Origin of the sequence: Myxococcus dinghuensis, assembly GCF_024198235.1 — a bacterium.
Classification (GTDB): domain Bacteria; phylum Myxococcota; class Myxococcia; order Myxococcales; family Myxococcaceae; genus Myxococcus; species Myxococcus dinghuensis.
This window is the reverse complement of the sequence record NZ_JAKCFB010000035.1, coordinates 25,344-50,256: the sequence shown is the minus strand read 5'-3', so window position 1 is coordinate 50,256 and position 24,913 is coordinate 25,344. Positions and strand designations below refer to the sequence as shown.

General features: G+C 72.0%; 17 protein-coding genes. 10 read left to right on the top strand and 7 right to left on the bottom strand.

What is annotated here, in order from left to right:
- Positions 1–5 precede the first annotated feature (5 nt).
- The gene (mutS, locus tag LZ198_RS32730; RefSeq protein WP_253976058.1) at positions 6–2,780 is read right to left on the bottom strand and encodes a DNA mismatch repair protein MutS; all 2,775 of its coding nucleotides are present in this window, start codon (positions 2,778–2,780) and stop codon (positions 6–8) included.
- Between the two features lie 151 nt (positions 2,781–2,931).
- On the opposite strand from mutS, the gene nhaA reads away from it, so the two are divergent.
- A complete protein-coding gene (gene nhaA / locus LZ198_RS32725) occupies positions 2,932–4,281 on the top strand; it encodes a Na+/H+ antiporter NhaA (RefSeq protein WP_253976057.1) in 1,350 nt (449 codons plus the stop codon).
- Positions 4,282–4,302: 21 nt separating this feature from the next.
- On the top strand, positions 4,303–5,997 hold the full coding sequence (locus tag LZ198_RS32720; RefSeq protein ID WP_253976056.1) for an ABC1 kinase family protein: 1,695 nt from the start codon (positions 4,303–4,305) through the stop codon (positions 5,995–5,997).
- Positions 5,998–6,140: 143 nt separating this feature from the next.
- Here LZ198_RS32720 and LZ198_RS32715 read toward each other — a convergent pair whose 3' ends face one another.
- The 5 genes from LZ198_RS32715 to LZ198_RS32695 all read right to left on the bottom strand — a co-directional run bounded on the left by LZ198_RS32715 (position 6,141) and on the right by LZ198_RS32695 (position 13,522).
- Positions 6,141–6,662 carry a hypothetical protein gene (locus LZ198_RS32715; protein WP_253976055.1) on the bottom strand — a complete coding sequence of 174 codons (522 nt, stop codon included), beginning with the start codon at positions 6,660–6,662 and terminating at the stop codon, positions 6,141–6,143.
- 498 nt (positions 6,663–7,160) lie between these two features.
- Positions 7,161–7,685: a DUF2267 domain-containing protein gene (locus LZ198_RS32710; protein WP_253976054.1), complete on the bottom strand. Its 525-nt coding sequence runs from the start codon at positions 7,683–7,685 to the stop codon at positions 7,161–7,163.
- Between the two features lie 43 nt (positions 7,686–7,728).
- Positions 7,729–10,860 carry an efflux RND transporter permease subunit gene (locus LZ198_RS32705; RefSeq protein ID WP_253976053.1) on the bottom strand — a complete coding sequence of 1,044 codons (3,132 nt, stop codon included), beginning with the start codon at positions 10,858–10,860 and terminating at the stop codon, positions 7,729–7,731.
- Positions 10,857–12,062: an efflux RND transporter periplasmic adaptor subunit gene (locus LZ198_RS32700; RefSeq protein WP_253976052.1), complete on the bottom strand. Its 1,206-nt coding sequence runs from the start codon at positions 12,060–12,062 to the stop codon at positions 10,857–10,859. The genes LZ198_RS32705 and LZ198_RS32700 overlap by 4 nt, the downstream gene beginning before the upstream one ends.
- Positions 12,063–12,067: 5 nt before the next feature.
- Complete coding sequence (locus LZ198_RS32695; RefSeq protein ID WP_253976051.1) at positions 12,068–13,522, bottom strand: TolC family protein; 1,455 nt, start codon at positions 13,520–13,522, stop codon at positions 12,068–12,070.
- A 429-nt stretch (positions 13,523–13,951) separates the two neighbouring features.
- On the opposite strand from LZ198_RS32695, the gene LZ198_RS32690 reads away from it, so the two are divergent.
- The 8 genes from LZ198_RS32690 to LZ198_RS32655 all read left to right on the top strand — a co-directional run bounded on the left by LZ198_RS32690 (position 13,952) and on the right by LZ198_RS32655 (position 23,524).
- Positions 13,952–14,650: an ABC transporter ATP-binding protein gene (locus LZ198_RS32690; RefSeq protein ID WP_253976050.1), complete on the top strand. Its 699-nt coding sequence runs from the start codon at positions 13,952–13,954 to the stop codon at positions 14,648–14,650.
- Positions 14,647–15,456, top strand: a complete 810-nt coding sequence (locus LZ198_RS32685) for an MlaE family ABC transporter permease (protein ID WP_253976049.1) — start codon at positions 14,647–14,649, stop codon at positions 15,454–15,456. The genes LZ198_RS32690 and LZ198_RS32685 overlap by 4 nt, the downstream gene beginning before the upstream one ends.
- Entirely contained in the window at positions 15,453–16,199 is a 747-nt protein-coding gene (locus tag LZ198_RS32680; RefSeq protein ID WP_253976048.1) for an MlaE family ABC transporter permease, read from the top strand. The genes LZ198_RS32685 and LZ198_RS32680 overlap by 4 nt, the downstream gene beginning before the upstream one ends.
- 5 nt (positions 16,200–16,204) lie before the next feature.
- The gene (locus LZ198_RS32675; RefSeq protein ID WP_253976047.1) at positions 16,205–16,954 is read left to right on the top strand and encodes an ABC transporter ATP-binding protein; all 750 of its coding nucleotides are present in this window, start codon (positions 16,205–16,207) and stop codon (positions 16,952–16,954) included.
- Positions 16,947–17,957 (top strand): MlaD family protein, encoded by a 1,011-nt coding sequence (locus LZ198_RS32670; protein ID WP_253976046.1) that lies wholly within the window; start codon positions 16,947–16,949, stop codon positions 17,955–17,957. Before LZ198_RS32675 ends, LZ198_RS32670 begins: the two co-directional genes overlap by 8 nt.
- 15 nt (positions 17,958–17,972) lie before the next feature.
- The gene (locus LZ198_RS32665; RefSeq protein WP_253976045.1) at positions 17,973–20,729 is read left to right on the top strand and encodes a phospholipase D-like domain-containing protein; all 2,757 of its coding nucleotides are present in this window, start codon (positions 17,973–17,975) and stop codon (positions 20,727–20,729) included.
- Positions 20,730–20,809: 80 nt separating this feature from the next.
- The gene (locus LZ198_RS32660; RefSeq protein ID WP_253976044.1) at positions 20,810–21,655 is read left to right on the top strand and encodes a metallophosphoesterase; all 846 of its coding nucleotides are present in this window, start codon (positions 20,810–20,812) and stop codon (positions 21,653–21,655) included.
- Positions 21,656–21,772: 117 nt separating this feature from the next.
- A complete protein-coding gene (locus tag LZ198_RS32655; protein ID WP_253976043.1) occupies positions 21,773–23,524 on the top strand; it encodes a DEAD/DEAH box helicase in 1,752 nt (583 codons plus the stop codon).
- 62 nt (positions 23,525–23,586) lie between these two features.
- Here LZ198_RS32655 and LZ198_RS32650 read toward each other — a convergent pair whose 3' ends face one another.
- On the bottom strand, positions 23,587–24,903 hold the full coding sequence (locus LZ198_RS32650) for a PepSY-associated TM helix domain-containing protein (protein ID WP_253976042.1): 1,317 nt from the start codon (positions 24,901–24,903) through the stop codon (positions 23,587–23,589).
- Positions 24,904–24,913: the final 10 nt, after the last annotated feature.

Below are 24,913 nucleotides of genomic sequence, written 5' to 3'. Positions count from 1 at the left end.
GTCCGTCACTCCTCCAGCTCGCGCTGGAGGCGGGCCAGGAGGTTGAGGGCGTCGAGCGGCGTCATGCGGTCCACCGAGAGGGTCTTGAGCGTCTCCAGGGCCTTCTGGTGCGCCGCGGGCAGGGCCGGCGCGGCGGCGACCGGCGCGGGCGCGAACAAGCCGAGCTGCCCCGCCGGAGCGGCGCGCCGGGTGGACTGGCGCACCGCCACCCGGGGGCGACCCGCGTCGTCCAGCTCGCCCGACTCCAGGTTCTGGAGCAGCTCCCGCGCCCGCCCCACCACCTCCGGGGGCAGGCCGGCCAGCTTCGCCACCTCGATGCCGTAGGAGCGGCTCGCCCCGCCGGCAATCAGCTTGCGCAGGAAGATGACCTTGCCGCCCTGCTCCTTCACCGCGATGCAGAGGTTCTTCACCTTCGCCCGCTCGCGGGCCAGGTCCACCAGTTCGTGGTAGTGGGTCGCGAACAGCGTGCGCGCGGAGACGTGGTCGTGCAGGTGCTCCGCCACCGCCCACGCGATGGAGAGCCCGTCGAACGTGGACGTGCCACGGCCGATCTCGTCCAGGATGATGAGGCTCTTGCGCGTGGCGTGGTGGAGGATGTGGCTCGTCTCCGTCATCTCCACCATGAACGTGGACTGCCCGCGCGCCAGGTTGTCCGCCGCGCCCACGCGCGTGAAGATGCGGTCGCACAGGCCGATGCGCGCCGCCTTCGCCGGGACGAACGAGCCCGCCTGCGCCATCAGCGCCGTCAGCGCCACCTGCCGCATCACCGTGCTCTTGCCGGCCATGTTCGGGCCGGTGATGACGAGCAACTGGGCGTCCTCGGGGTCCATCCGCACGTCGTTGGGGACGAACGACTCCCCCGCCCCCAGCATCCGCTCCACCACCGGATGCCGCCCGGCGGTGATGGTCAACACCTCCGACGCGTCCACCTCCGGCCGCGTGTAGCCGTACTCCGCCGCGCACCGGGCGAAGGACAGCAGCGCGTCCGCCGTGGCCACCGCCTCCGCCGCCGAGCGGATGCGCGGCGCAGCCGCCGTCACCTTCGCGCGCAGCTCCTCGAACAACTGGAGCTCCAGCGCGCACCGCCGCTCCTCCGCGGTGAGCACCTGCTCCTCGTGCTCCTTCAGCTCCGGCGTGACGAAGCGCTCCGCCCCCACCGTGGTCTGCTTGCGGATGTAGTCCGCGGGCACCAGGTGCAGGTTCGCCTTCGTCACCTCCAGGTAGTACCCGAAGACCTTGTTGTAGCGGATCTTCAGCGAGCCGATGCCGGTGCGGTCCTTCTCCCGCTGCTCGATCTTCAGCAGCACGTCCTTGCCGGACGTGGACAGCTCCACCAGGCGATCCAGCTCCGCGTGGTAGCCGGTGCGGATGAGGCCGCCCTCCTTGAGCGCCACGGGCGGCTCGTCCACCACCGCGCGCGACAGCAGCTCCGCCAGCTCCGGCAGCGCGCCCAGCGGCCCCGCGAGCGACTGCAGCAGCGAGGACTGGCACCGCGCCAGCGCCGCGCCCAGCCGGGGGAGCTGCGCGAGCGACACGCCCAGCGCGCGCAGGTCCCTGGCGTTGCCCGCGCCCAGCGACAGCCGGCCCGTGAGCCGCTCCAGGTCCGCGACCTCCTTGAGGATGCCCGCGAGCTCCTCGCGCCAGACGCTGCGCGACGACAGCTCCTCCACCGAGTCCAGGCGCGCGTGGATCTCCGGCAGCGAGCCCAGCGGCGTCGCCAGCCAGCGCGCCAGCTTGCGCGCGCCCAGGCTCGTCACCGTCCGGTCCAGCACGCCCAGGAGCGAGCCCTTGCGCCCCCCGTCGCGCTGCGAGCGCAGGACCTCCAGGTTCGCGCGCGAGGACTCGTCCATCATCAGGCTGCCGGAGCGCTCCTGTCGGCTCAGCCGGTCCACGTGCGCCGCGGGCGTCTTCTGCGTGTCCTTCAGGTAGCGCAGCGCCGCGCCCGCCGCGCCCGTGGCCAGCGGGGCGTCGTCCAGGCCGAACGCGGACAGCGACTGCACCGAGAAGTGCGAGCGCAGGTAGCTTGCGGCCCGGGCCGGGTCGAACGCGGCGGACTCGCCCTCCGCGACGGCCGGGACGCGCGACAGGCGGGAGACCAGTTGCGCCACCTCCGCCGCGTTGCGCTGGCCCGTGGGGACGAGCAGCTCGCGGGGCTCCACCCGCGCGAGCGACTCCGCCAGCTCCGCCGCCGTGGCGGCCTCCACTGCGAGGAACTCGCCCGTGGACGCCTCCAGCAGCGCGCCGCCCCAGCCTTTGTCGGACCAGCACACGGCGGCCAGGAAGTTGCTGTCGCGCGGCTCGAGGACCTCCTCGTCCAGCACCATGCCCGGGGTGATGACGCGGGTGACCTCGCGCCGGACGATGCCCGGCCCGCTGCCCGCCTCCTCCACCTGCTCGCAGATGGCCACGCTCAGGCCCTCCGCGATGAGCCGCGCGATGTAGCGGCGCGAGGAGTGGTACGGAATCCCGCACATGGGCACCTTGTCGGCGCCCTTGGCCCTGGCGGTGAGGGTGATCTGGAGGATCTCCGAGGCGCGCACCGCGTCCTCGAAGAACATCTCGTAGAAGTCCCCCAGGCGGAAGAAGAGCACCGTGTCCGGGTGCAGCGCCTTCACCTCCAGGTACTGGCGCATCATCGGCGTGAGCGACGCGATCTCGCGCGCCCCGGAGCCCGAGCCCTCGCCCGCCTTCTCCCCGTCCAGGACGACGTCCGGCGTCGGGTCGCTGGAGGGTGCCATCGCTGCTGCCTTCGCTGCCTTCACCTGGTGCGTCACGGCCATCGTCGCCCTTCTCTCATGCCCCCACCCCTGGATCAACGGACGCATCACCCTACCCGTCACGTATCCCTACCACCCGCCCCCGACATTTCGCCGCGCGCCCGGCCGAAAACGGGTGCCACCCCATGCGAGCCAGGGCATCTTGGCCGCCATCATGCAGTCACCCACCCCGCCTCCGCACACGCGCGTGCCCGCCCCGGTCCCGGCGCTCTTCCGGGTCGCCATCGCGCCGCTCCAAGCCTTCTTCCGCCTCGAGGCGAGCAGCGGCATCCTCCTGGCGCTGTGCGCCGTGGTGGCCATGGCCTGGGCCAACTCCCCGTGGGCGGACACCTATGCGCGGCTGTTCGGCGCTCGGCTGGAGCTGGGGCTGGCGGGCGCGCGGGCGGCGTTCACCCTCCAGGAGCTCATCAACGACGGGCTGATGACGCTCTTCTTCTTCCTCGTCGGGATGGAGGTCAAGCGGGAGCTGAGCGAGGGTGAGCTGCGCACGCCCGCCCGCGCGGTGCTGCCGCTCATCGCGGCCCTGGGAGGCATGCTGGTGCCCGCCGCGCTCTACGCGGTCATCAACCGGGGGACCCCCGCCGCGGCGGGCTGGGCCATCCCCATGGCCACGGACATCGCGTTCGCCATCGGGTGCCTCACGCTGGTGAAGGCGCGCGTGGGCCACGGGCTCGTGGTCTTCCTCACCGCGCTGGCCATCTTCGACGACATCGGCGGCATCCTGGTCATCGCGCTGTTCTACGGCACCGGGCTGCACGTCGACTGGCTGGTGGCGAGCGCGGCGGTGGTCGCCGCGCTCTGGGCGCTCAACCGCTTCTACGTGCGCAACGGCGTCGTGTGGTTCGTGGCGAGCGCCGCGCTCTGGTACGCCATGCACCACGCCGGCATCCACGCCACGCTGGCGGGCGTCATCGTGGGGCTGTGCATCCCCTCCAGGCCGACCCGTCCGGGCCGCGAGGTGCTGGAGGAGCTGTCGACCTATATCGAGGGGTGCATCCGCGGCGACGCGGAGGAGTCGATGCGCGGCGCGCAGTTGCTCTACATCGAGGAGCGGCTGGAGGAGCTGGAGCCGCCGCTCAACCGCTTCGAGCACCTGTGGAAGGGCTGGGTGTCCTACGGCATCGTGCCCCTCTTCGCGCTGGCCAACTCGGGCATCTCCCTGTCGGGCATGGGCCTGGGCGACCTGCTGCGCCCGCTGCCGCTGGGCATCATCGTCGGCCTCTTCGTGGGCAAGCAGGTGGGCATCTTCGCCTTCACCGCCGCGGCGGTGCGGCTGGGCGTGTCCGGGATGCCGGGCGGTGCGGGGCTGGGGCAACTGCACGGCGTGGCGGTGGTGGCGGGCATCGGCTTCACGGTGGCGCTGTTCGTCGCGGGGCTGGCGTTCGGCGACCAGCCCGAGCTGCTGACGGAGGCCAAGCTGGGCATCCTCGTGGGGTCGCTGCTCTCCGCGGTGGTGGGCTACGGGCTGCTGCGCTTCGTGGCGAAACCCGTGGCGGCGGCGTAACGTGAGGGGACAGGCACTCCCGTGATCCTCCAGGACCTCAACCGTGTGCGGCAGATCACCGTCATCGCGGCCCGCCATGGGTTCGGCGAGGTGCTGGAGCGCGCGGGGCTGTGGCGCATCCTCGGGCGCAAGGAGAAGGTGGAGGTGTCGCCGGAGGCGCAGCGCGCGTCCACGGCGCGGCGCTTCCGCATGCTGCTGAGCGACCTGGGCCCCACGTTCATCAAGCTGGGCCAGGTGCTCTCCACGCGCGCGGACCTGCTGCCGGCGGAGTTCATCGACGAGCTGTCGATGCTCCAGGACCACGTGGAGCCCATCCCGCTGGAGCAGGTGCACGCGCAGATCCGCGACTCGCTGGGCAAGGAGTCCTCGGAGCTGTTCGCGAGCATCGACGAGACGCCGCTGGCCGCCGCGTCCATCGCCCAGGTGCACCGCGCCGTCACGCTCGAGGGCGACGAGGTGGTGGTGAAGGTGCAGCGGCCGGGCATCGCCTCGAGCATCGACTCCGACCTGGCGGTGCTGCGCAACCTGGCGCGGCTGCTCGAGGCCGTCGTGGAGGAGACGGGCATCTACACGCCCACGGGCATCGTCGACGAGTTCGACCGCGCCATCCACGAGGAGCTGGACTTCATCAACGAGGCCACCAACATCCGCGCGTTCCTGGAGAACCACCGCGAGCGGCCCTACCTGGTGATTCCTCGCGTCTACTCCACGCTCTCCAGCCGCACGGTGCTCACGCTGGAGTTCATCCGGGGCGTGAAGATCAACCAGGCGCAGCTCTCCGACGAGGACCGGAAGACCATCGCGCACCACATCCTGGAGGCGAGCTTCCGGCAGCTCTTCGACGACGGGCTCTTCCATGGCGACCCCCACCCGGGGAACCTGCTGCTGCTGGAGGGCAACCGGCTGGCGCTGCTCGACTTCGGGCTGGTGGGCCGGCTGACGCGCCCCATGCAAGAGACGCTGGTGATGCTGTGCCTCGCGGTGGCGCTGAAGGACAGCGACTCCGTGGCGCGCATCCTCTACCGGATGGGCGTCCCGGACGCGCGCGCCAACCTGGTGGGGTTCCGCAACGACATCGAGAGCATCCTGGGACACCACCTGCCCACGACGCTGGGCCAGGTGGACACGCGCACGCTGCTCCGGGACCTGCTGGACCTGGCGGTGAAGTACCGCATCCGCATCCCCAAGGAGTACGCCCTGCTCAGCCGCGCCTCCGTGTCGACGGAGGGCATGCTGCGCAGCCTCTACCCGGAGATGAACATCATCGAGGTGGTGCTCCCCTACGCCAAGGAGCTGCTCGCCGGGCGCTACGACCCCACGCAGCTCCAGGGCGGGCTGATGCGCACCCTGCTGCGGCTGCAGTCCATGGCGGCGGACCTGCCCACGCAACTGTCGCAAATCCTCCTGGACATGGAGTCCGGCAAGTTCACCGTGACGGTGCGCGCGGACCAGTTCGAGAAGCTCAACGAGAACCTGCGCAGCGCGGCGGTGATCGCCTTCCTGGGCCTGTGCGCGTGTGGCTTCATCGTGGGCGCGTTCATCTCCTTCGCGCCCAAGCCGTGGATGTACAGCGGGATTCCGGTACTGGGGGCGGTGGGCATCGCGGGAGCGGCGGCCCTCTTCGGCGCCGCCATCACCTGGTACCTCTTCGGCGGACGTGGCCTGGGCAAGGTGCGGCTGAGCCGGTTCCTGAAGAAGCCCACCAAGAAGCGGTAGCCGGCCCCCCTGCCGTACCCGGTCCATTCCGGGCCGCGAGTGCCCACTCCGGCAGGAGCCCTCTCGACGCGCGGCGTCCCCGCGCGAAACGACCTGCTTCGCGCGGGGACCTGTCTCGGGACGGGGCTCGTTCCAGCCCCACCTCACCGGGCCGTGCAGGCGCGGCAGCCGCGGTTGCAGCTCGTGGTGATGGTGCAGCAGTAGCCGGGGTTCGGCGTACAGCAGTACCGCCAGCCACCGCAGGTGACACAGCACGTGGCGCTGTTGTCGAGCGCGGGCGCGGCGAACGGTCCGACGTCGATGACCTGGGTGTCGATGCTGGTGACGGAGACCTTGAAGAAGGCCCGGAAGCCCTGGTGGATCTGCCCGTCGGCGCGCGCCTCGATGACCTCGATGGGCGCGGCCGTGGCGACGTCGTACTCGTCATAGACCTTGAAACGGACCACGTCCTCCCCGACGACCTCGGGGACGATGCGATACGCCTGCTTCAGCGCGTCGTTGGACGCATGCAGCGCCTGACCGTCCAGGGCACGGAGCGCGGCGCTCTCCCCCGTCTCGGCATACACCGTCATGTGGATGAGCTGCTTGCTGCTGGATGCGTTCGCACTGCCCGCCAGGAACAGCAGGCAGACCAGTCCCAGGACATACGTGTGATTCCTACGCATGTAGCACTCCTCATCTGAGCTGTGGCTTGCTCAGGACCACGGTTCTTCCACGACAGAGCCCCTTGTCCGCGTCGACATGAAACCCACCACCACCCATGGCGAAGTGGTGGTGGACCGCCCAGGGCTCGAAAGCGTGAGCAACGACTCTCCGACGGCGCGAAACCTATAAATCGCGCCATTTCCTTCCTCAATCAGGCCAGGCAAGTCTTTCCAGCAATCCCAACCCGCTGTCCTCGCATGGACAGACATTGTGTCGACACGTCGTCTCGGAACTCGCGAAAGGAGGAGCACCTGCGTCCGGGGGACGAAGCAGTGGTGGGAACCGGCGCGTCCCCAGCCCCGGAGGGCGGGGTCCTCCTTCCGGAGGCTCGCGCACTGAGCACACGCTCGGACTGCGGGCTCACGACGCAAGGGTTTGACGAGGCATTGCGACGCCTCCCGGGAGTCACCCTTGCGGGCGTCGATCCCGGGAGGCGGGGCACTTCACACGAGGGCGCCTCAGACCGGGCGCCGGAAGCTGTCCGCGAGGTCCGCGGGGAGCTGCGACGCCACCGCCGCGACCTCCTCGTCCGGGATGCGGTCGCGGATGGCGGTGAACACCACCGTCATCACCCGGAACGCCTGGTCCACGGGGATCTTGAGGTGGTCCGCCACGTCGGAGATGAACTCGTCGCGGTGCATGCGCCGCGCGTGGGACGGGCCCCGGAGGATGGTGCACTCGCCGAGGATCTCGCCGATGTCGCGGCCCAGCGAGCGCATCAGCTTCACGTCCTCGCCGTCCGACAGGCGCCGGGCCAGCGTGCACAGCACCGCGTGCGCCGCGTCGCGCCCGCTCACCCGGTTGACGCTGACCTCGCGGCTGTTGCCGATCTCGTCCAGGAACGCCTGCAGGTCCAGGGACTCGTCGCGCTCCTTCACGGGCGTGGCGGTGGAAGGGAACTCCGTCTCGTGCGCCATGGGGTCGTCTCCTTGCTCGGGGTGGACGAAGGGCCGTCCACGGACGATGCCTGAGACGATGGCCATGCCCCCCGCGCGCCACAGCGGGGGGCTGACGGCTCCCCTCCTCCTACCCGTGGGCGGCGGGCCGTGTCGCCTCGTCGTGCGGCGCCGGGTGGGACGGCGTCCCCGGTGCGTCGTCCGGGCGCTTGCCCCGCAGGTTGCCGAGCCGCGTCTTCATGCGGTCGGCGACCACGTAGAAGGCGGGGACGACCAGCAGGCTGAGCACCGTGGACACGGACAGGCCGCCGAGCACCGCGATGGACATGGGCGCGCGCGTCTCCGAGCCCGCCCCCAGCGCCAGCGCGGCCGGCACCGCCGCCATCATCGTCGCGGTGGACGTCATGAGGATGGGCCGCAGGCGCACCGGCCCCGCGCGGAGCATGGCGGTGAGCGCGTCCGCGCCCCGCTCCCGCTCCTGGAGCGCGTAGTCCACCAGGATGATGGAGTTCTTCTTCACGATGCCCATCAGCAACAACAGGCCGATCATGCTGAAGATGTTCAGCGTGCTCCCGGTCCCCAACAGGGCGAACGCCGCGCCCGCCACGGACAACGGGAGGATGGTGAGCACCGTCACCGGGTGCAGGAACGAGTTGAACTGCGCGCCGAGCACCATGTAGGCCACTCCGATCCCGAGGAAGAGCGCGAAGAACAGGCTGCTCATCGAGTCACGGAACGCCACGCTGGCCCCGCCGGCCACCACGCGCACCCCGCCGGGCAGGTCCTTCGCCAACCGCTCCACCGTGGCCAGCGCCTCCTCCTGGCTGGCGCCGGGCGCCACGTTGGCGAACAAGCTGATGGCGCGCTCGCGATCCCTCCGGGTGATGGCCTGGAGCGCCGGGCGCTCCTCCTGGAGCACCAGCGACGACAGCGGCACCAGCGCGCCGTTCGCGGTGCGGACCTTCAACACCGACAGGTCCTCCGGGCGCGAGCGCTGGTCCGCCAGCAGGCGCAGCCGCACGTCGATGCGCCGGCCCCCGGTGCTGTACTTGCCCACGCGCACCCCGCCGATCAGCGCGTTGATGGTGGAGGCCACCGTCTGCATGGGCACCCCCAGGTCCGCCGCGCGGGCCCGGTCCGGGGTGATGCGCAACTCCGGCATGCCCAGCTGGTAGTCCGTGTCCAGGTCCACCACCTTGCCGCTGGCCTGGAGCTTCTCGCGCATCTCCTGGCTGGCGGAGACCAGCTTGTCCCAATCCGAGCCGCGGACGCTGAACTCCACCGGGAAGCCGCGCTGCGCGGTGAAGCCCTGCTGCGACAGGTCCTGGACCACCGCGCGCAGGCCCGGGTAGCTGTTCAGCTCCTTGCGCAGGAGCTGCTGGAACTGGGCCTGGGGCATGCGCTCCTCGGGCGGCTTGAGCGTCAGCATCATCATGCCCGCGTTGACGCTGGCGTTGCCGCCGCCACCGCCCACCACCGCGAACACGCTCTGCACCTCCGGCCGCGAGCTGGCGAACGCCTCCGCCCGCTGGAACAGGCGGTTGGTCTCCTCCAGGCTGCTGCCCACCGCCGTCTGGAGGCGCACCATCAGCCGGCTCTGGTCCTGCGACGGGACGAACTCACCGGGCAGCGCGCGGAAGGCGAAGACGCTGGCGCCGAGGATGAGCACGGCCGTGAACAGCACCCACCAGGGGCGCTTCAGGCCCCAGCCCAGGGCCCGGCCATAGGCGTGCTCCAGCCGGGTGAAGCCCTGGTCCACCCACACGCCCAGCTTGCTGCGACCCTCGCGCGACGTCTTGAGCAGTTGCGCGCAGCGGGCCGGCGCCAGGGTGATTGCCTCCACGTAGGACAGGAGCACCGCCACGCAGAGCGTGACGCCGAACTGGAGGAAGAACTTGCCGATGATGCCCTTCATGAACACCACGGGCAGGAAGATGGCGATGACGGCCATGGTCGCCGCCAGCGCGGCGAAGGTGATCTCCGCCGTACCCTCGCGCGCGGCGCGCACCCGCTCCTTCCCCTCCTCCGCGTGCCGGAAGATGTTCTCCAGCACCATGATGGCGTCGTCCACGACGATGCCCACCGCCAGGGCCAGGCCCAGCAGCGTGAAGGTGTTGAGCGTGAAGCCCAGGAAGTAGATGACGGCCACCGTGCCCAGCAGCGACATGGGGATGGCCAGCACCACGTTCATCGTGCTCGACAACGAGCCCAGGAACACCCAGCACACGAACGCGGTGAGGATGCACGCGAGGAGCAGCTCGAACTCGATCTCGTGGACGCTCTCCTCGATGAACTGCGTCGAGTCGAAGCGCACGGCCACGTCCATGCCCTCCGGGGCCTCCTTCTGGATGCGCACCAGCTCCGCGCGCACGCCCTTGGCCACGGCGACGGCGTTGGCGCCGCGCTGCTTCTTGATGCCCAGGCCCTGCGCGGGCGTGCCGTTGACGCGCGCCATGCGCCGGATGTCCTCGAAGCCGTCCTCCACCAGCGCCACGTCGTGCAGGTAGACGGGCTGGCCCTCCTGCTCGCGCACGACGATGTTGCGCAGCGTCTCCAGGTCGAGCGCCTCGCCCAGCACGCGCACGTTGACCTCGCGCCCCGCCGTCTCGATGCGGCCCGCGGGCAGCTCCACGTGTTCGCGCTGGAGCGCCTGGATGACGTCCGTCACGGTGAGGGCGTGGGCGTCCAGCTTCTTCGCGTCCACCCAGATGCGGACGTTGCGCTCCAGCGAGCCGCCGATCTGCACCTCGCCCACGCCGGGCACCGTCTGGAGCTTCTCCTTGACGCGGTAGCGCGCGAAGTCGCTCACCACCTGCTGGGAGAAGGGCCCGGACACGCCCACCTGGATGATGGGCTGGTCCTCCGGGTTCGTCTTGGTGACGACGGGCGGGTCGATGTCCTCGGGGAGCTGGCGCTGGGCCTGGCTCACCTTCGTCTGGACGTCCTGGAGCGCCATGTCGACGTTGCGCGCCAGGTCCAGCTCCACCGTGATGTTGGCGCCGCCCTGCCGGGCCGTGGAGGTGATGGAGACCACGCCCTCCACCTGCGTCACGGCCTCCTCGATGGGCTCGATGACGTCGCTCTCCACCGCCTCCGGGTTGGCGCCCTCCCACGACACGCTGATGTTGATGGTGGGGAAGTCGACGTCCGGGAACTGGCTGATGCCGATGCGCTGCGCCGCCACCAGTCCGAAGACGATGGTCGCCGCCATGATCATCCACGCGAGGACCGGCTTCTTGATGCACGCCTCGGTCAGGTTCATCGCCCGGCCCCTCCAGCGCCGCCCGCGTCTTCCGCGCGCGGCTCACCGGTGAACGCGGGCTTGCGGCCCTCGGCCACCTTCACCGTGACGCCGTCGCGCAGGGCCTCGCCGCCGCGCACCACCAGCGTCTCACCGGGCTTCAGGCCCTCCCGCACCTCGACGCGGCCGTCCGCCGTGCGCATGCCCAGCTCCAGGATGCGCTCGCGGGCCTTGTCGCCGTCCACCACGAACGCGATGAAGCCCCGCTCGCTGGGACGCACCGCCGTCTGCGGCACCACCGGGCTGCCCCCGCGCGTCTCGACCGGGACGGCCACGGAGGCGAAGGCCCCAGCGCGCAGCCGGTGGGCGTCCTCGCCCGCGACCTCCGCCGTCACGGGCACCATGCGGCTGGTCGCGTCCGCGGCCTGCGCCACGTGGGTGATGCGGCCGGTGAACGTCCCCGTCTCCGAGGGCACCGTGAAGCGCGCGGGCATGCCCGGCTTCAGCCGCGCGGTGTCGGCCTCCGGGACGTTGAAGCGGAGCAGCAGCGGGTCGCGGCGCAGCAACGTGGCCAGCACCACGCCCGGCTGCACGTACTGGCCCGTCTGCACCGTGCGGGTCTGGAGCACGCCGTCCATGGGCGCCCGCACGTAGGCGTCGCGCTGGTTGAGCTGCGCCTGGTCCAGGTTGGCCCGGGCCGCGGCCACGTCCGCCTCCGCGGTGCGGGCGCGGGCCTGGTAGGTGTCGAGCTGCTCCGCGGGCAGGAGTCCCGGGCTCGCCTCGTTGACGGCGACGCGGCGCTCGGAGCCCGCCTGCGCCTCGGCCAACGACGCGCGCGCCTTGGCGAAGGCGGCCTCGGCCGAGCGCACGGCGATGGCGTAGCGCGCCGGTTCGATCTCCGCGAGCACGTCGCCCTTCTTCACCGCCTGCCCCTCCATGAAGAGCACGCGCTCCACCGCGCCCGGCACGCGCGCGGTGATCTGCACGCGCTCGAAGGCCTCCACGGAGCCCACGGCGTTGACGACGAACTCCACGTCGCGCGTCTCCACCGGCGCGACCTCCACGGGGAAGGCGATGGGGCCACGGCCCCCGCCTCCGCCTCGGCCACCGCCAGGCGCCGCCGAGGGCGGACCGCCCGCGTTCGACGCCTCCGCGTCCTTCTTGCAAGCTCCACCCATGGCCAGCACGGCCAGGGCCACGGTCAGCGTTCCTGCGCGTCGCATCGCCTTCACGGTTCCTTCCCCAGCGGATCGAGTCCGACCGAAGCCCTGAGCCCCAACAGGGCGACTCCCAGCGAGTAGCGGCTGCGGGCCAGGGCCACGTCCGCCTCGAACATCCGCAGCGACGCGTCCGCCAGCGTCAGCGCGGTGGAGAGGCCCTGCCGGTAGAGGATGCCCTGCTCGTCGGCGTTCTGCCGCGCCGCCCGGGCCGCCAACTCACTCTGGGAGAGCGCCGCCTGGGCGTTCTCCAATGCCACCCGCGCGCGCTGGATGTCCACATCCACGCGCCGCGTGCTCGCCTGCTGCTCCAGCGCGGCGGCGCGGGCCAGCGCCACGCGTTCGTGTCGCTCCGCGTAGCGTTCGCCGCCGTCGAAGAGGTTCCACGTCAGGTCCGCGGCCAGGAAGCCATCCCCCGTGCGTCCCGTCAGGCCGCCCTCGTTGGTGAGGCGGTAGGTGGCGGAGACGCCCAGCACGGGCAACAGCCGCGCGAGCGGCTCCAGCGCGTTGGCCTCCAGCGCCTGCACCCGCAGGTGCGAGGCGAGGATGTCCGGACGGCGCTCGAGCGCGCCCTGCGCCAGGGCGTCGTGCGAGGAGAGCGGACGGGCCGCGTCGTCGAGCAGCGACTGGGGCATGGCGAGCCCGGCCTCGACCGGCTCCACCAGCAGGTAGCCGAGCTCCAGGCGGCTGGTCTGCGCCGCGTTGCGCGCGCCCGTCAGGTCCACCTCGGCGGTGGCCAGCTCGACCTCCGCGCGCGTGACGTCGTTGGTGCTCGCCAGCCCCGCCTTGGCGCGCGCCCGCGCATCCGCGAGCGACTGACGGGCGAAGGCGATGCGCTGCCCGGCGGCCTGGAAGACCTGCTGCTCCTGCAGGGTGATGAGGAAGGCGTTGGCGGCCTCGAAGCCGATCTGCCGGCGGGCCTCGACCGCCTCCAGCCCGGCGGCCTCCCCTTCGCGCTTCGCCGCCTTGTAGAGCGGGAAGCCACGGGCGTCGAAGAGCGTCCAGCGGCCGACGATGCTGGCGCCGAAGGCGTTGTAACGCTGGAGGACGACCTGCTGGCCGCCTACTTCCCGGGTCGACTGGTTGGAGCGGCGCGTATACGTGCCGGTCGCCGTCAGCTCCGGGAAGAAGAAGGCCCGGGCCCTGGACACCCGGGCATCCGCGGCCAGGGCGCGCTGCTGGGCCGCCAGGGCGGCCTCGTTGCGCTCGGCGGCGAACGACACCGCCTGCTCCAGCGTCAGGGGCGCCTCCGCTCCCGACCCCGTCGGCGCGGGGGTCCCGGACCGTGAAGGGTCGGGTGCGGAATCCGCAGCGCTCCGTGCGGAATCGGCAGCCGCGGGTGCGGAATCCGCAGCGGCGAGCGGCGCCATCACGGGGGCGTCAGCGGGGGCCGTGGAGGCGGCCAGCGGGGTCAAGGCAATCCACGCCCCGAGGGGCGCGGCGAGCACGGATCGAACGGTGGGCATGGTCAAACGGCGGAGGCTCGAGCCAGAGAGGGCGTGTCGGAGCACCCTCGTTTCAAAACCGCGGCCAGCACTGCGGGGACTGTCTGGCACGTCGTATCGGCTCCATCCGACAGCACCCGGGGTTGCGAGGCCCACCTGATCTATCCTGAGAAGGCTTCACATCCACCCGTGAAGAGACTCCTCCGCCTCGCAACCGACCGGGCATGGCGCCGGCGCGCCCGTCAATGCACGAATGATGCGAAAATTCCTGAGGCGGTCGTTCCAGGGCCCGCGCGTCGACCTGGCGGTCGGCGAGGAGCGGCCTTGCGCCGCCGCGTCGCGAGGACCGCACGCTCCCCCCTCCGATGCCACCTTCCGTCCTGGCTGTCTGGCGCTGTTGCCGATGAACGACGAAGGGGTTGGACGCCCTGAATCGCACGAGCGAGCCCCATGGATCTGCGCGCGACGAGCCTGACGGTCCGATACGGCACGCGGACGGTGCTCGCGCGGGTGGACTGCGCGCTGCCACCGGGCACGCAGGCCCTGGTGCTCGGGCGGTCGGGCGCCGGGAAGACCACGCTCCTGAAAGCGCTCGCGGGGCTCGTGCCGGTCCAGGGCGGACAGGTCCTGTGGAACGGCGAGGACGTCTCGCGGCTGTCGGCCACCGAACGCCGGGAGCGGCAAGCGGCGTTCGGCATGGTGTTCCAGACGGATGCGCTGTTCGACTCGCTCTCCGTGCGACAGAACGTGTTGCTGCCCCTGCGCCGTCGCCACGTCCCGGACGCCGAGGCCGAGGCGCGCGCGGACGAGGTGTTGCGCGCCGTGGGACTGCTGGACGCGGCGGACACGCTCCCGGAGCGGCTCTCCGGGGGGATGAAGAAGCGCGCGGGGCTCGCCAGGGCGCTGGCGGCCCGTCCCTCCGTGCTGCTGGCGGATGACCCCTTCGCGGGACTGGACCCCGGCACCGCGCGACAGGTGGCGCGCGTGTTGAGCGAGGTCTCCCGGGGCAGCACGCTCCTGGTCGCGGCGCCCGAGGCCCCCGTGGACCTGCCCCTGTCTCGCTGGCTGTTCCTGCGCGACGGGCGGCTGGTGCACGACGGCCCGCCCGCGCCGGAGCTGGAGCGCGCGAAGGACGGGGCGCGGCCGTGAGCGTCGACTCCCGCCTCCCGCATGCGCTGGTGGAGGGCCCCGTGCGGGGCGTGGGCGCCTTCACGTTGGAGCTGGCGCGGAGCCTGGGCGCCATCGCCCTGGTCGCGGCGCGCACCGTGTTGGGGCTTCCCCGACTGGAGCGGAGGGAGCTGGTCCGAGCGCTCGTGCAGTTCGGCTATGACTCCGTGCCGCTGGCGATGGCCACCGCGGCGCTGGCGGGCGTCATCGTCGTGTTGCAGTCCGGCCTCTACATCCAGCGCTTCGGCGCGCGCGCCTTCCTCGGCTGGGCGGCGGGCTACGGCGTGCTGTGGGAGTTCGGCCCGCTGCTGCTGGGGCTCATCATGTCCGCGCGCATCGGGGCGAGGAACGCGGCGGAGCTCGCCCTCCTCCAGGTCGGCGGGCAGATCGAGGGGCTGCGCGGCATCGGGTTGGATCCGTTCGCCATCCTCGTGGCCCCGCGCGTGGTGGCCATGGAGCTGAGCATGCTCGCGCTCAGCACCTTCACGTTCCTGGTGGCCATCGTGTTCGAGGCCGTCGCCGCGTACTTCATGCTCGACCTGCCGTTGCGCGTCTTCTTCGGCACGTTCGCGCAGATGCTGGGAGCCCTGGACCTGGTGGGAGGCGTGGTGAAGGTGGGGACGTTCGGACTGGCCATCTCGCTGGTGTCCACGGCGGTGGGGTTGTCCGCGCGGGGCGGCGCCCGGGCGGTGGGGCAGGCCGCGGCGAGCGCGGTGGTGCGGGGCTGCGCCGCCATCTTCGTGCTCGACCTCCTGCTCACGCTCGCGCTCGCGGGGTGGATGTCATGAAGCGCGCGCTGGCCTTCTTCGGCGCCCCGGTGGTGCTCTTGGCGCGCACGACGCGCGCCACGGCGCGGGAGGGGCTCGGCTGGCGGGAGTGCCTCGTCCAGCTCCACGAGCTGGGTGGGCGCAGCGTGTGGCTGGTCCTGTCGGGCATGGCCTTCTTCGGCGCCGTGCTCGTCACCATCGCGAACAGCCAGGCGCGCAGGTTCGTGGGGAACGTGGCGGTGCTCGGTCCCGCCTACTTCGAGCTGCTCATCCGCGAGCTGGGCCCCGTGGTGTCCGCGGTGCTCACCGCGTCGCGCGCGGGCGCGGGCCACGCGGCGGAGCTGTCCACCATGGGCGTGAACGAGCAGCTCGAGGCGCTGGAGATGTCCGCGGGGGATCCCCTCGCGGACCTCGTGGCCCCGCGCGTGGTCGCGGGGCTGGTCGGCGTCCCGCTGCTGTGCGTGCTGGGCACGGTGGCCGCGACGCTGTCCGCGGCCACGGTGGCGCAGCTCGGGTTCGGCGTGGATGGCCGCGCCTTCATGGACCCGCGCTACGTCGACGTCTGGGACCTGCTCGCCGCGGCCATCAAGGCCGTGGCCTGCGGCGTCTACATCCCCCTCGCGGCGGCGGTCGCCGGCCTCCGGGCGCGGGGCGGCGCGGAGGCCGTGGGCGAGGCCACCACCGACGGCGTGGTCGCCGCCAGCCTCGGGTGTCTGCTCATCGACTTCGCCGTGTCCCTCGCCTTCCAACTGCTGCGCCTGTGAGTCCCGTGAGCCCGCCCCCGCCCACCGACGACGTCCTGGGCTTCACGGACGTGCGCATCGCGTTCGAGGAGGGCCGTCGGGTGTTGGATGGCCTGACGGCGCGACTGTCCACGAAGGAGCTGACGTTCGTCGCGGGGGCGAGCGGCTCCGGCAAGAGCGTGCTGTGCCGGATGGCGGTGGGCCTGCTGCGGCCGGACACAGGGAGCGTGGAGCTGTGGGGTACGCGGGTGGACACGCTGCCGGAGCGGGAGCTGGTCCGGTTGCGCCGACAGGCGCCGTACCTGGTCCAGGGGCCCGCGCTGCTCGACTGGCGCACGCTGCGCGAGAACGTGCGGCTGGCGGATCCGCATGCCCCGAACGAGGCAGTGGAGTCCGCCCTGGAGCAGGTAGGGTTGCTGGAGTGGGCGGACCGGTTGCCGCCCGAGGTCGGACCGGGGGCCAAGAAGCGCACGGCTATCGCCCGGGCGTTGGTGTTGGGGCCGCGCTATCTGCTGCTCGACGAACCGACCACCGGGCTGGACCGGAGGGCGGCGGCGCAGGTGGAGGACGTGCTGGCATCGTTGAAGATGCGGGGACTCGGTGGGCTGGTGGTGACGCACGACTATCGACAGTTGAAGACGCTGGCGGACCGGGTGCTGGTGGTGGCCGCGGGGCGCTGCGCGTATCTGGGTTCGCCGGAGGGGTTCCTGACGTCCACGGAGCCCTCGCTGAAGGTGTTGACGGCGCCGTTCATGGAGGGCGCGACGGATGGATGAGCAACGGCTGGAGCTGAAGGTGGGCGCCCTGGTGCTGGCGGCCGTGGCGGGCGTGCTCGTCCTCCTGTGGCTCATGGGCGAGCTGACGCTGGGCTCCTCGCCCGTCCTCGCGGTGGACTTCAGCCACACGGGCAATGTCGTGGAGGGCGCCCCCGTGAAGTTGGGCGGCGTGCAGGTGGGGCGGGTCCAGCACATCTCGCTGCTCCCGGAGCGGCGGGACGCGAGCGGCCGTCCCCTCCCCGTCCAGATGGAACTGGCCGTCTCCGGCAAGGCGCTCGAGGCCCTGCGGAGCGACGCGCGGGTGACGGTGGCGACGGTGGGCCTGCTCGGCGAGCCCTATCTGGAACTCAACCCGGGTGACGCCCCCACACCGCTGCCGAGGAACGAGCCGGTGCGTGGCACGGACGCCCCGCGGCTGGACATCCTCGCCGAGCAGCTCTCGCGCTTCGTCGACGTGATGTCGCGCATGCTCGAGAAGGACCCGGACGCGGTGACGAACCTGGTGTCGAACGTGTCGCGGCTGACGAAGACGCTCGACGAGGTGCTGATGGAGAACAAGGGCGACGTGAAGGTGCTGGCGTCCGAGTTGGCCGCGGCGTCGAAGGACCTGCGGCGACTGGCCCAGCTCACGCGCGAGGCCTTCGAGCCCGGGGGCAAGGCGGCTCGACTCCTGGACGACGCGGCGGCCTCCGCGACGCTCATCCGGGGGGAGCTGCCCCGGCTCACGAAGTCGGCGGGCACGACGCTGGACGCGCTCGCCGCGGTGACGGGACCGCTCGGCCCCGAGGATGGACAGCGGGTGAAGGCGGCCCTGGCGCACGTCACCACGGCGGCCGGGCAGTTGGAGTCCATCGCGGCGCGGGCGGACCGGGTCCTCGCGAAGATCGAGGCGGGCGAAGGCACCGTGGGTGCGGCGCTCCAGGACCCGACGCTGTATGAAGAGCTGCGAACGCTCACCACGGACCTGCGCAAGCACCCGTGGAAGATCCTCTGGAAGGACTGAAGCCCACCGGGCGCCATGTTCCGACGTCTGCTCATCCTCTTCGACTCCGGCTCGGCGCCCGAGCAGGTGGTGCTCGCGGCGCGCCGGCTCTGTGACGCGCCGGAGGCCGTGCACCTCTACGGGCTCGTCCCGGAGCGCAGCGAGCTGGACGCTCCGCCCCCCACGAGCCTCACCGTGCTGGACCGGTTCCAGGAGGCAGTCCACGCGTGGCACCCGGCCACCCATGTCAGCCAGGTCCTGGAGAGTCACCTCGACACGGCGGACCTGCTGCGCGCGGCCTCGCGCCATGGCGCGGACCTGGTGGTCCTCGGCCCCCTGCTCGACTCGTCCCCCCGAGCCCGCGTGGGCGCGATGCTCGGGCTCGCGTTGCGCGAGCGCCTGCCGGTGCTCTCCATCGGTCGGGCCTTCGAGCGCGCGCCGTCCGCGCCGTCGCGCATGGCGATCGCGGTCGCTCCCGACGGACGGGGGCTGGGCTCGGTCGCGTCGTTCCTGTCGAAGTGTGCCCTGCCCTCGGAGCTCGTCGCGCTCACGACGGGCGCCGCGCCCGACGATGCCCACGACTTCCCGGCGCTCGCGCGGGCGCTGGGCATCCCCCAGGTCCTCCAGGTCGAGTCGCTCGCGGAGTCTCCCCTCGGAGGGAGCGCGGAGGCGTTCGACACCGCCGCGCTCCGTTGTGGCGCGGACCTGCTCGTCGCGCCGCTGGACGCGGTGGCGGACGTGTCCGCGCTGATGATGGGGGTCTTCGGAGCGAGGGCGCTCCAGGAGGCGCGCGTCCCCATCCTGCTCCTGCCCCGGACCCAGTCCGGCACGGCCTTCTTCGAGGAGCGGCTCGTCGTCTCGGACTCCGTCGTCGCGCCCTCGCTCGCGCCACGCTTCGCGGTGGAGCAGGTGGGCTTCCTGTCCCACGTCTCCGTCCCGGACATGGGCACCCTGACGATGTTCGCGGAAGGCGTGAGCCTGGGAGAGCAACCCCATGCGCGCGGCATCGCCATCCTGCCCTCGGAGTGCCTGGCGGATGCCCACGGGGCGCAGGCATTGGCCGTCTCGTTCACCGGCCCCATGGCGTCCGGGGCGCTCGCCCCCTGCTATGTCCTCCGGCCCGAAAAGCCGCTGGTCCTCATCGACAGCGCCCTGGAGGAGGAGCCGCTCGAAGCGGCGCACGCCCTGGCCGGCGAGGCGTTCCATCCCGTCTTCGTCCGGATGCGCGACACGGAGTCCCTCGAGTCGCATCGGGAACGACTGAGAGAGCGGCTCCCGTCCCTGTCCTGGCCCCACCTGCTCGACGCCTCGGCCTGGCTCGACGACGCGCGCGCGGAGGACGTGCCACGACAGGTGGATGGACTGCGGCTGCTGCGCGTGGCCACCCGGCTCGCGGCGGCGGGCGTCGGCATCTGCGCGGTCGTCACCCAGGACGAGCAGAAGCCCATCCACCCCTTCATCCGCACGCTGACCCCTCGGGAGGTGCTCGACCTCCCACGAGACACCCGGCTGGAGCCGCTCCCGGTCCCCGAGGAGCCGGACCCGGCGGCGCGCGTGCTCCGCTTCGCGGGCTGCACCCCGAGCCTGGAGGGCCACGGCGTCGACTTCGAGCTCGACAACGCGCTCGCCCGGGAGGCGGTGGTCGCGGCCATCGACGCGGCCCGCGCCACCATCCATTGGCAGTGCTACATCGTCGAGGACGACCCCGTCACCGCGCGAATCACGGACGCGATGAAGCGCGCGGCGGCGCGCGGGGTGCGCGTCCGCTTCCTCGCGGATGCGCTCTACAGCGGGCACGACTCGTTCGGAGACCTGAACCCCGCGCTCGTCTCGCTCGCGAGGGCGCCGGGGGTCGACGTGCGCGCCATCGCGCCCCTCATCGGCGGCCCCAGCCTCGCGGAGCTGAAGCAGCGCAACCACCGCAAGCTCGTCATCATCGACTCGGCGCAGGCGGTCGTGACCGGGCGCAACCTGGGCGCGCCCTACTACACCAGCTTCGACGAGGTGGGCCTCCGTCGCGACTCCCACTACCGGGACATCCCGTGGCTCGACTGTGGCGCCCGCGTGGAGGGCCCCCTCGTCGCCACGCTGGAGCAGTCGTTCCTCGCCGAGTGGACCCGCGCCGGAGGTGAGCCCTTCGACCTCCCGGCGCCGACGCCGCGAGGAACACTCCGCGCGCGGCTGTCGCTGCACGACGGACTGCGGGACACCCACACGCTCGACACCCAACTGGCCCTCATCCGGCAGGCGCGCGCGCGGCTGGTGCTCGTGAACACCTTCCCGCTGCTGCTCGAGCTCCAGAACGCGCTCGTCGACGCGCTCCACCGGGGCGTGCGCGTGGAGGTGCTCTTCGGGAGCGTGCGTCCCCACCACGGCCAGGCGCGGACCTACTTCCCCGGCGGCACCATCCGCGAGGTGGCGGACCGCTACGTGCGCAGCCGGCTCGACGCCGTCATCGCCGAGGGCGGCATCGCCTACGAGTTCGCCCTGCCCCCCAGGCCCGGCTGGGAGCCCGAGCTCGAGCGCGTGTCCCCCCACGTCCACGCGAAGATCCTCGTCAGCGACGACCAGACCGTGGCGCTGGGCAGCGCCAACCTCGACGTCACGGCGGCCTACTGGGAGAGCGAGGCGCTGCTGCTCGTGGAGGACGCCCCCTTCGCCCGACGAATGCTCACCGCGCTCGAGGCCCTGTTCGCCACGTCACGTCGCATCGACCGGAGCGACGCGGACTGGCGGGCGGAGGTCGAGCAACGCGCCTGGGTCGGGAAGAACTGGCCGTCCCTGGTGGGCTAGCTCGCCTCCACGCGTCAGCGAGCCGTGCGCCGACCGTCCCTGGCGGCGCCCCACGCCCCACGCCATCATCGGAACCGACCATGTCCCCCCTGCCCGAAGAGCGCTACTTCGCCGCCGTCGGTGACGTGCATGGGCACATGGACCGGATGGTGCGCGAGCTCCAGGCCTGGACGCGGCATGCCCGCCGGGAGCTGGCCTTCGTCCTCCAGGTCGGGGACTTCGAGCCCCACCGGAGCGAAGCCGACCTCGCCACCATGTCCGCGCCCGCGCGCTACAAGCAGTTGGGCGACTTCGCGGCGTACCACCAGCAGCGTCGCCGTTTCCCCTGGCCGGTGTACTTCATCGGGGGGAACCACGAGCCCTATGGCTACCTCGACACCGCGCCCGAGGGCTTCGAGCTGACCACGAACTGCCACTACCTGGGCCGGGTGCGGGCCCTGGACCTGGGCGGGGTGCGGGTGGTGGGGCTGTCCGGCATCCACGACGAGGCCGCCTTCACGCGGCGGCGCCCACCCCTGTCCCGACTGGGCAGCGTCTCCAACAGGGACTTCACGTTCTTCACCGAGGAGGACGTCGAGCGGGCGATGGAGGCGGGCTCGGCGGACGTCCTGCTCCTGCACGACTGGCCCTCCGGCGTCATCGCGGCCAAGGACGGGGCGGCCTTCCAGGGGCGACGCCGCAGCCCGAGCCCCGAGGACGTGGGCAACCCCTACGCGCGGCTGCTCGTGGACGCGCTCAGACCCCGGCTCGTACTCTGCGGCCACCTGCACCGGCCCTATCGAGGCTGGGTGGAGCACGCGGAGGATGTCCGCTCCCGCGTGTGCTGCCTGTCCAGCGTCGAGGAGGGCCCCGGGGCCTTCGCCGTCTTCCGTGTCACCGGAAAGCTCCTCCAGGAGGTGACCTGGATGGGGGTTCCCGACCCCTGAGAACCGGGGACCAGGCGAGCAGGCGTGGCGAGGGGCCCGCCGGAAAGACGCTCCGTGCGGGACACTCCGGCGATTCTTCGAGCCACGAGGGAGGGAGCCGATGGTACAAGCCCGCCCGTGACTTCCGTCCCGCCGTCCGCGTCCCCCGACGCCACCTTCGAGTCCCTGGGCCTCAAGCCGCAGCTCGTGGAGGCGCTCAGTGCCCTCGGTTACGAGGAGCCCACCCCCATCCAGCACGCCTCCCTCCCGCCGCTGCTCGCGGGAAAGGACCTGCTGGGCATCGCCGCCACCGGCACCGGGAAGACGGCGGCCTTCTCCCTCCCCCTGCTCCACCACCTGACGCCCGGTGAGAGTGGCCCGCACGCCACCAGCGCCCTGGTGCTGGTCCCCACGCGCGAGCTGGCCATGCAGGTCTCCGAGGCCATCCACCGCTACGGCCAGAAGCTGGGCGCCACGGTGCTGCCGCTGTACGGCGGTCAGGTCATCGGGCAGCAGTTGCGCGTGCTCAAGCGCGGCGTGGACGTCGTCGTGGCCACCCCCGGCCGGGCGCTGGACCACCTGCGCCGGGGCACGCTCCAGCTCGAGAACGTGCGCACCGTCGTCCTCGACGAGGCGGACGAGATGCTCGACATGGGCTTCGCGGACGACCTGGAGGCCATCCTCTCCGAGACGCCCGAGGACCGGCAGACGGCCCTGTTCTCCGCCACCCTCCCCCCGCGCATCGCCAGCATCGCCGAGCGGCACATGCACGAGCCGGTGCGCGTGCGCATCGCCAAGGAGAAGGTGGAGCCGGGTGAGCTGCCCCGCATCCGCCAGACCGCGTACGTCGTCCCGCGCGCGTTCAAGATCGCCACGCTCAGCCGCCTGCTCGACGTGGAGTCCCCCACCGCCGCCATCATCTTCTGCCGCACCCGCACGGAGGTGGACGACCTCGCCGTGTCCCTCAACGGGCGTGGCTGGCGCTCCCACGCGCTCCACGGCGGCATGACGCAGGAGCAGCGCGACCGCGTCATCAAGCAGCTCAAGTCCCACGGCACGGACCTGCTCGTGGCCACCGACGTGGCGGCCCGCGGCCTGGACATCCCCCGGCTGTCGCACGTGGTGAACTTCGACGTGCCCAACGCGCCGGAGGCGTACGTGCACCGCATCGGCCGCACGGGCCGCGCGGGGCGCGAGGGCGTGGCCATCACCCTGGTCGAGCCGCGCGAGCACCGGCTGTTGCGCAACATCGAGCGCGTCACCGGCCAGCGCATCGAGGTGGCCACCGTCCCCACCGTGGCGGACCTGCGCGCGAAGAAGCAGGAGATGTTGCGCGCGACGCTGCGCGAGACGCTGGTCGCCGGTGGACTCGACGCGTTCCGCAGCAGCGTGGAGGACCTGGCCAGCGAGTTCGAGCCGCTCGACATCGCGGCGGCCGCCGTGAAGCTCTACCAGGAGTCCCAGGACGAGGGACGCGCCAAGGAGGAGGAGGAGATCCCCACCGTGGCGCCGCCCCAGGAGAAGCGCGGCAAGCCCGACCGGGCGGCCGGACGCTTCGAGCGCCCGGGTCGCCCGGGCGCCGCCCCGGCCGGACGCGCGGGCCCTCCGGGTGCCCGGCCGCCCCGGCGGCCCACGGGCGCCGAGCCTGAATGGGACATCGCCCGGCTGTGGATCGGCGCCGGTCGTCAGGCGGGCATGCGTCCCGCGGACCTGGTGGGTGCGATCGCCGGCGAGGCCGGCCTGGAGTCGTCGCGCATCGGCGCCATCCAGATCACCGACAGCTTCTCGCTGGTGGAGGTCCCGGAGGCGGACGCCAACCGGGTCATCGCCGCGCTGAAGTCCGCGACCATCCGCGGACGCAAGGTGCAGGTCCGCAAGGACCGGGGCTGAGCGCCGTCAGGGCTCGGCCCACGGCCTCCTCGGGAGGTCGTGGGCCACGCCGCCGTCGTCGGCTAGGCCACGGGCTCCGGCCCCTCCTGCTCCGAGGCTGTGGTTCGCGCCTGGCGGCGTGGGAAGAAGCGCCTCCAGGCGAGCGCGAGGCCGGTCCAGACGAGGAAGACGCCGCCGAGTGAGGCGATGGCGGCGATGAGCTGCCCCGGCCACCCGAGCGCCTCCCCCGTGTGGAGGAAGCGCAGCCAGGTGCGGAGCTTGCGGCCACTGTTGAAGTCCGCGTAGCCCTCGCGCTTCGCAAGCTCTCCCGAGAAGGGATTCATCGACAGCTGCGTGGACGCGAAGTACGGCCAGCCGTCCCGCTCGCGGACGCTGAGGGTCACCGCGTCCACCTTGCCGGCGTCGCGCCCCTGTGCGCTCGAATCAGCCTGGGGTGCGGCGTCCTTCTTTCCATCGCGCTCCCCCTGCTGGCCGCGCGGGCCGTTCGCCTCGCCCTGTTGTCCCTCCGGCTTCGGCCCGGCGCCACGCGGCGGGCTCGGAAGCCGGTACGTGATGCTCTCCCACGCCGGCATCGCCTGCTGCGCCGTCGCGAACAACGGCTCCAGCGGCAGCCGCCGGGTCTCCGACGAGGGCGCATCCACCTTGACGCCCGCGGAGCCCCCGGGGCCCTGCTGCGCCGGCGGCGTGTTCCCCGTCACGGTGTAGGTGAAGTCCGATGCCCACTTGAACGAGATGACCATGGCCGACGCCGTCACCACGACGAGCACGGGCACCGACCACAAGCCGATGACGTTGTGCCAGTTGAAGTCGCGCGCCTTGCCCTTGAGCCCGCGCCGGAACCAGACGATGGGCCGCAGCTGCTTGAGCGACCACTTGCGAGGGAACCAGAGGTAGAGCCCGGAGAGCGCCAGGAACAGGAAGCTCACGTTGCTCACACCGGTGATGAGCTTTCCGGTGGGGCGGTTGTCGCCCGCGGTGGCCAGCCACCGGTGCCACTCCTCCATGAAGTGGAAGAAGTCGCGCCAGCCCTGCGCGCCGCCCTCGCGGACCTCGCCCGTGTAGGGATTGACGTAGACGCCGCTGGTGCGGCCCAGGCTCACCAGGACGGCGGACGTCGGCGCCGGATACACCGTCACGCCGGACACCTGCGCGTCGGGCTTCGCCGCGCGGACCTTCGCCAGCAGCTCCTCCACCGGCAGGCGCTTCACCTCGCCCGGGGGGGCCGCCACCGTGCGCGCCTCGGACTCCGCCCACGACAGCACCTGGGACTCGAACGCGATCGCCACGCCCGTGATGGACATGATGGCCACGACGAGGCCCGCGACGATTCCGACGACCAGGTGGATCCAGAACAACGGCTTGCGCAGAGGAAGGGACATGGCGGGCGGC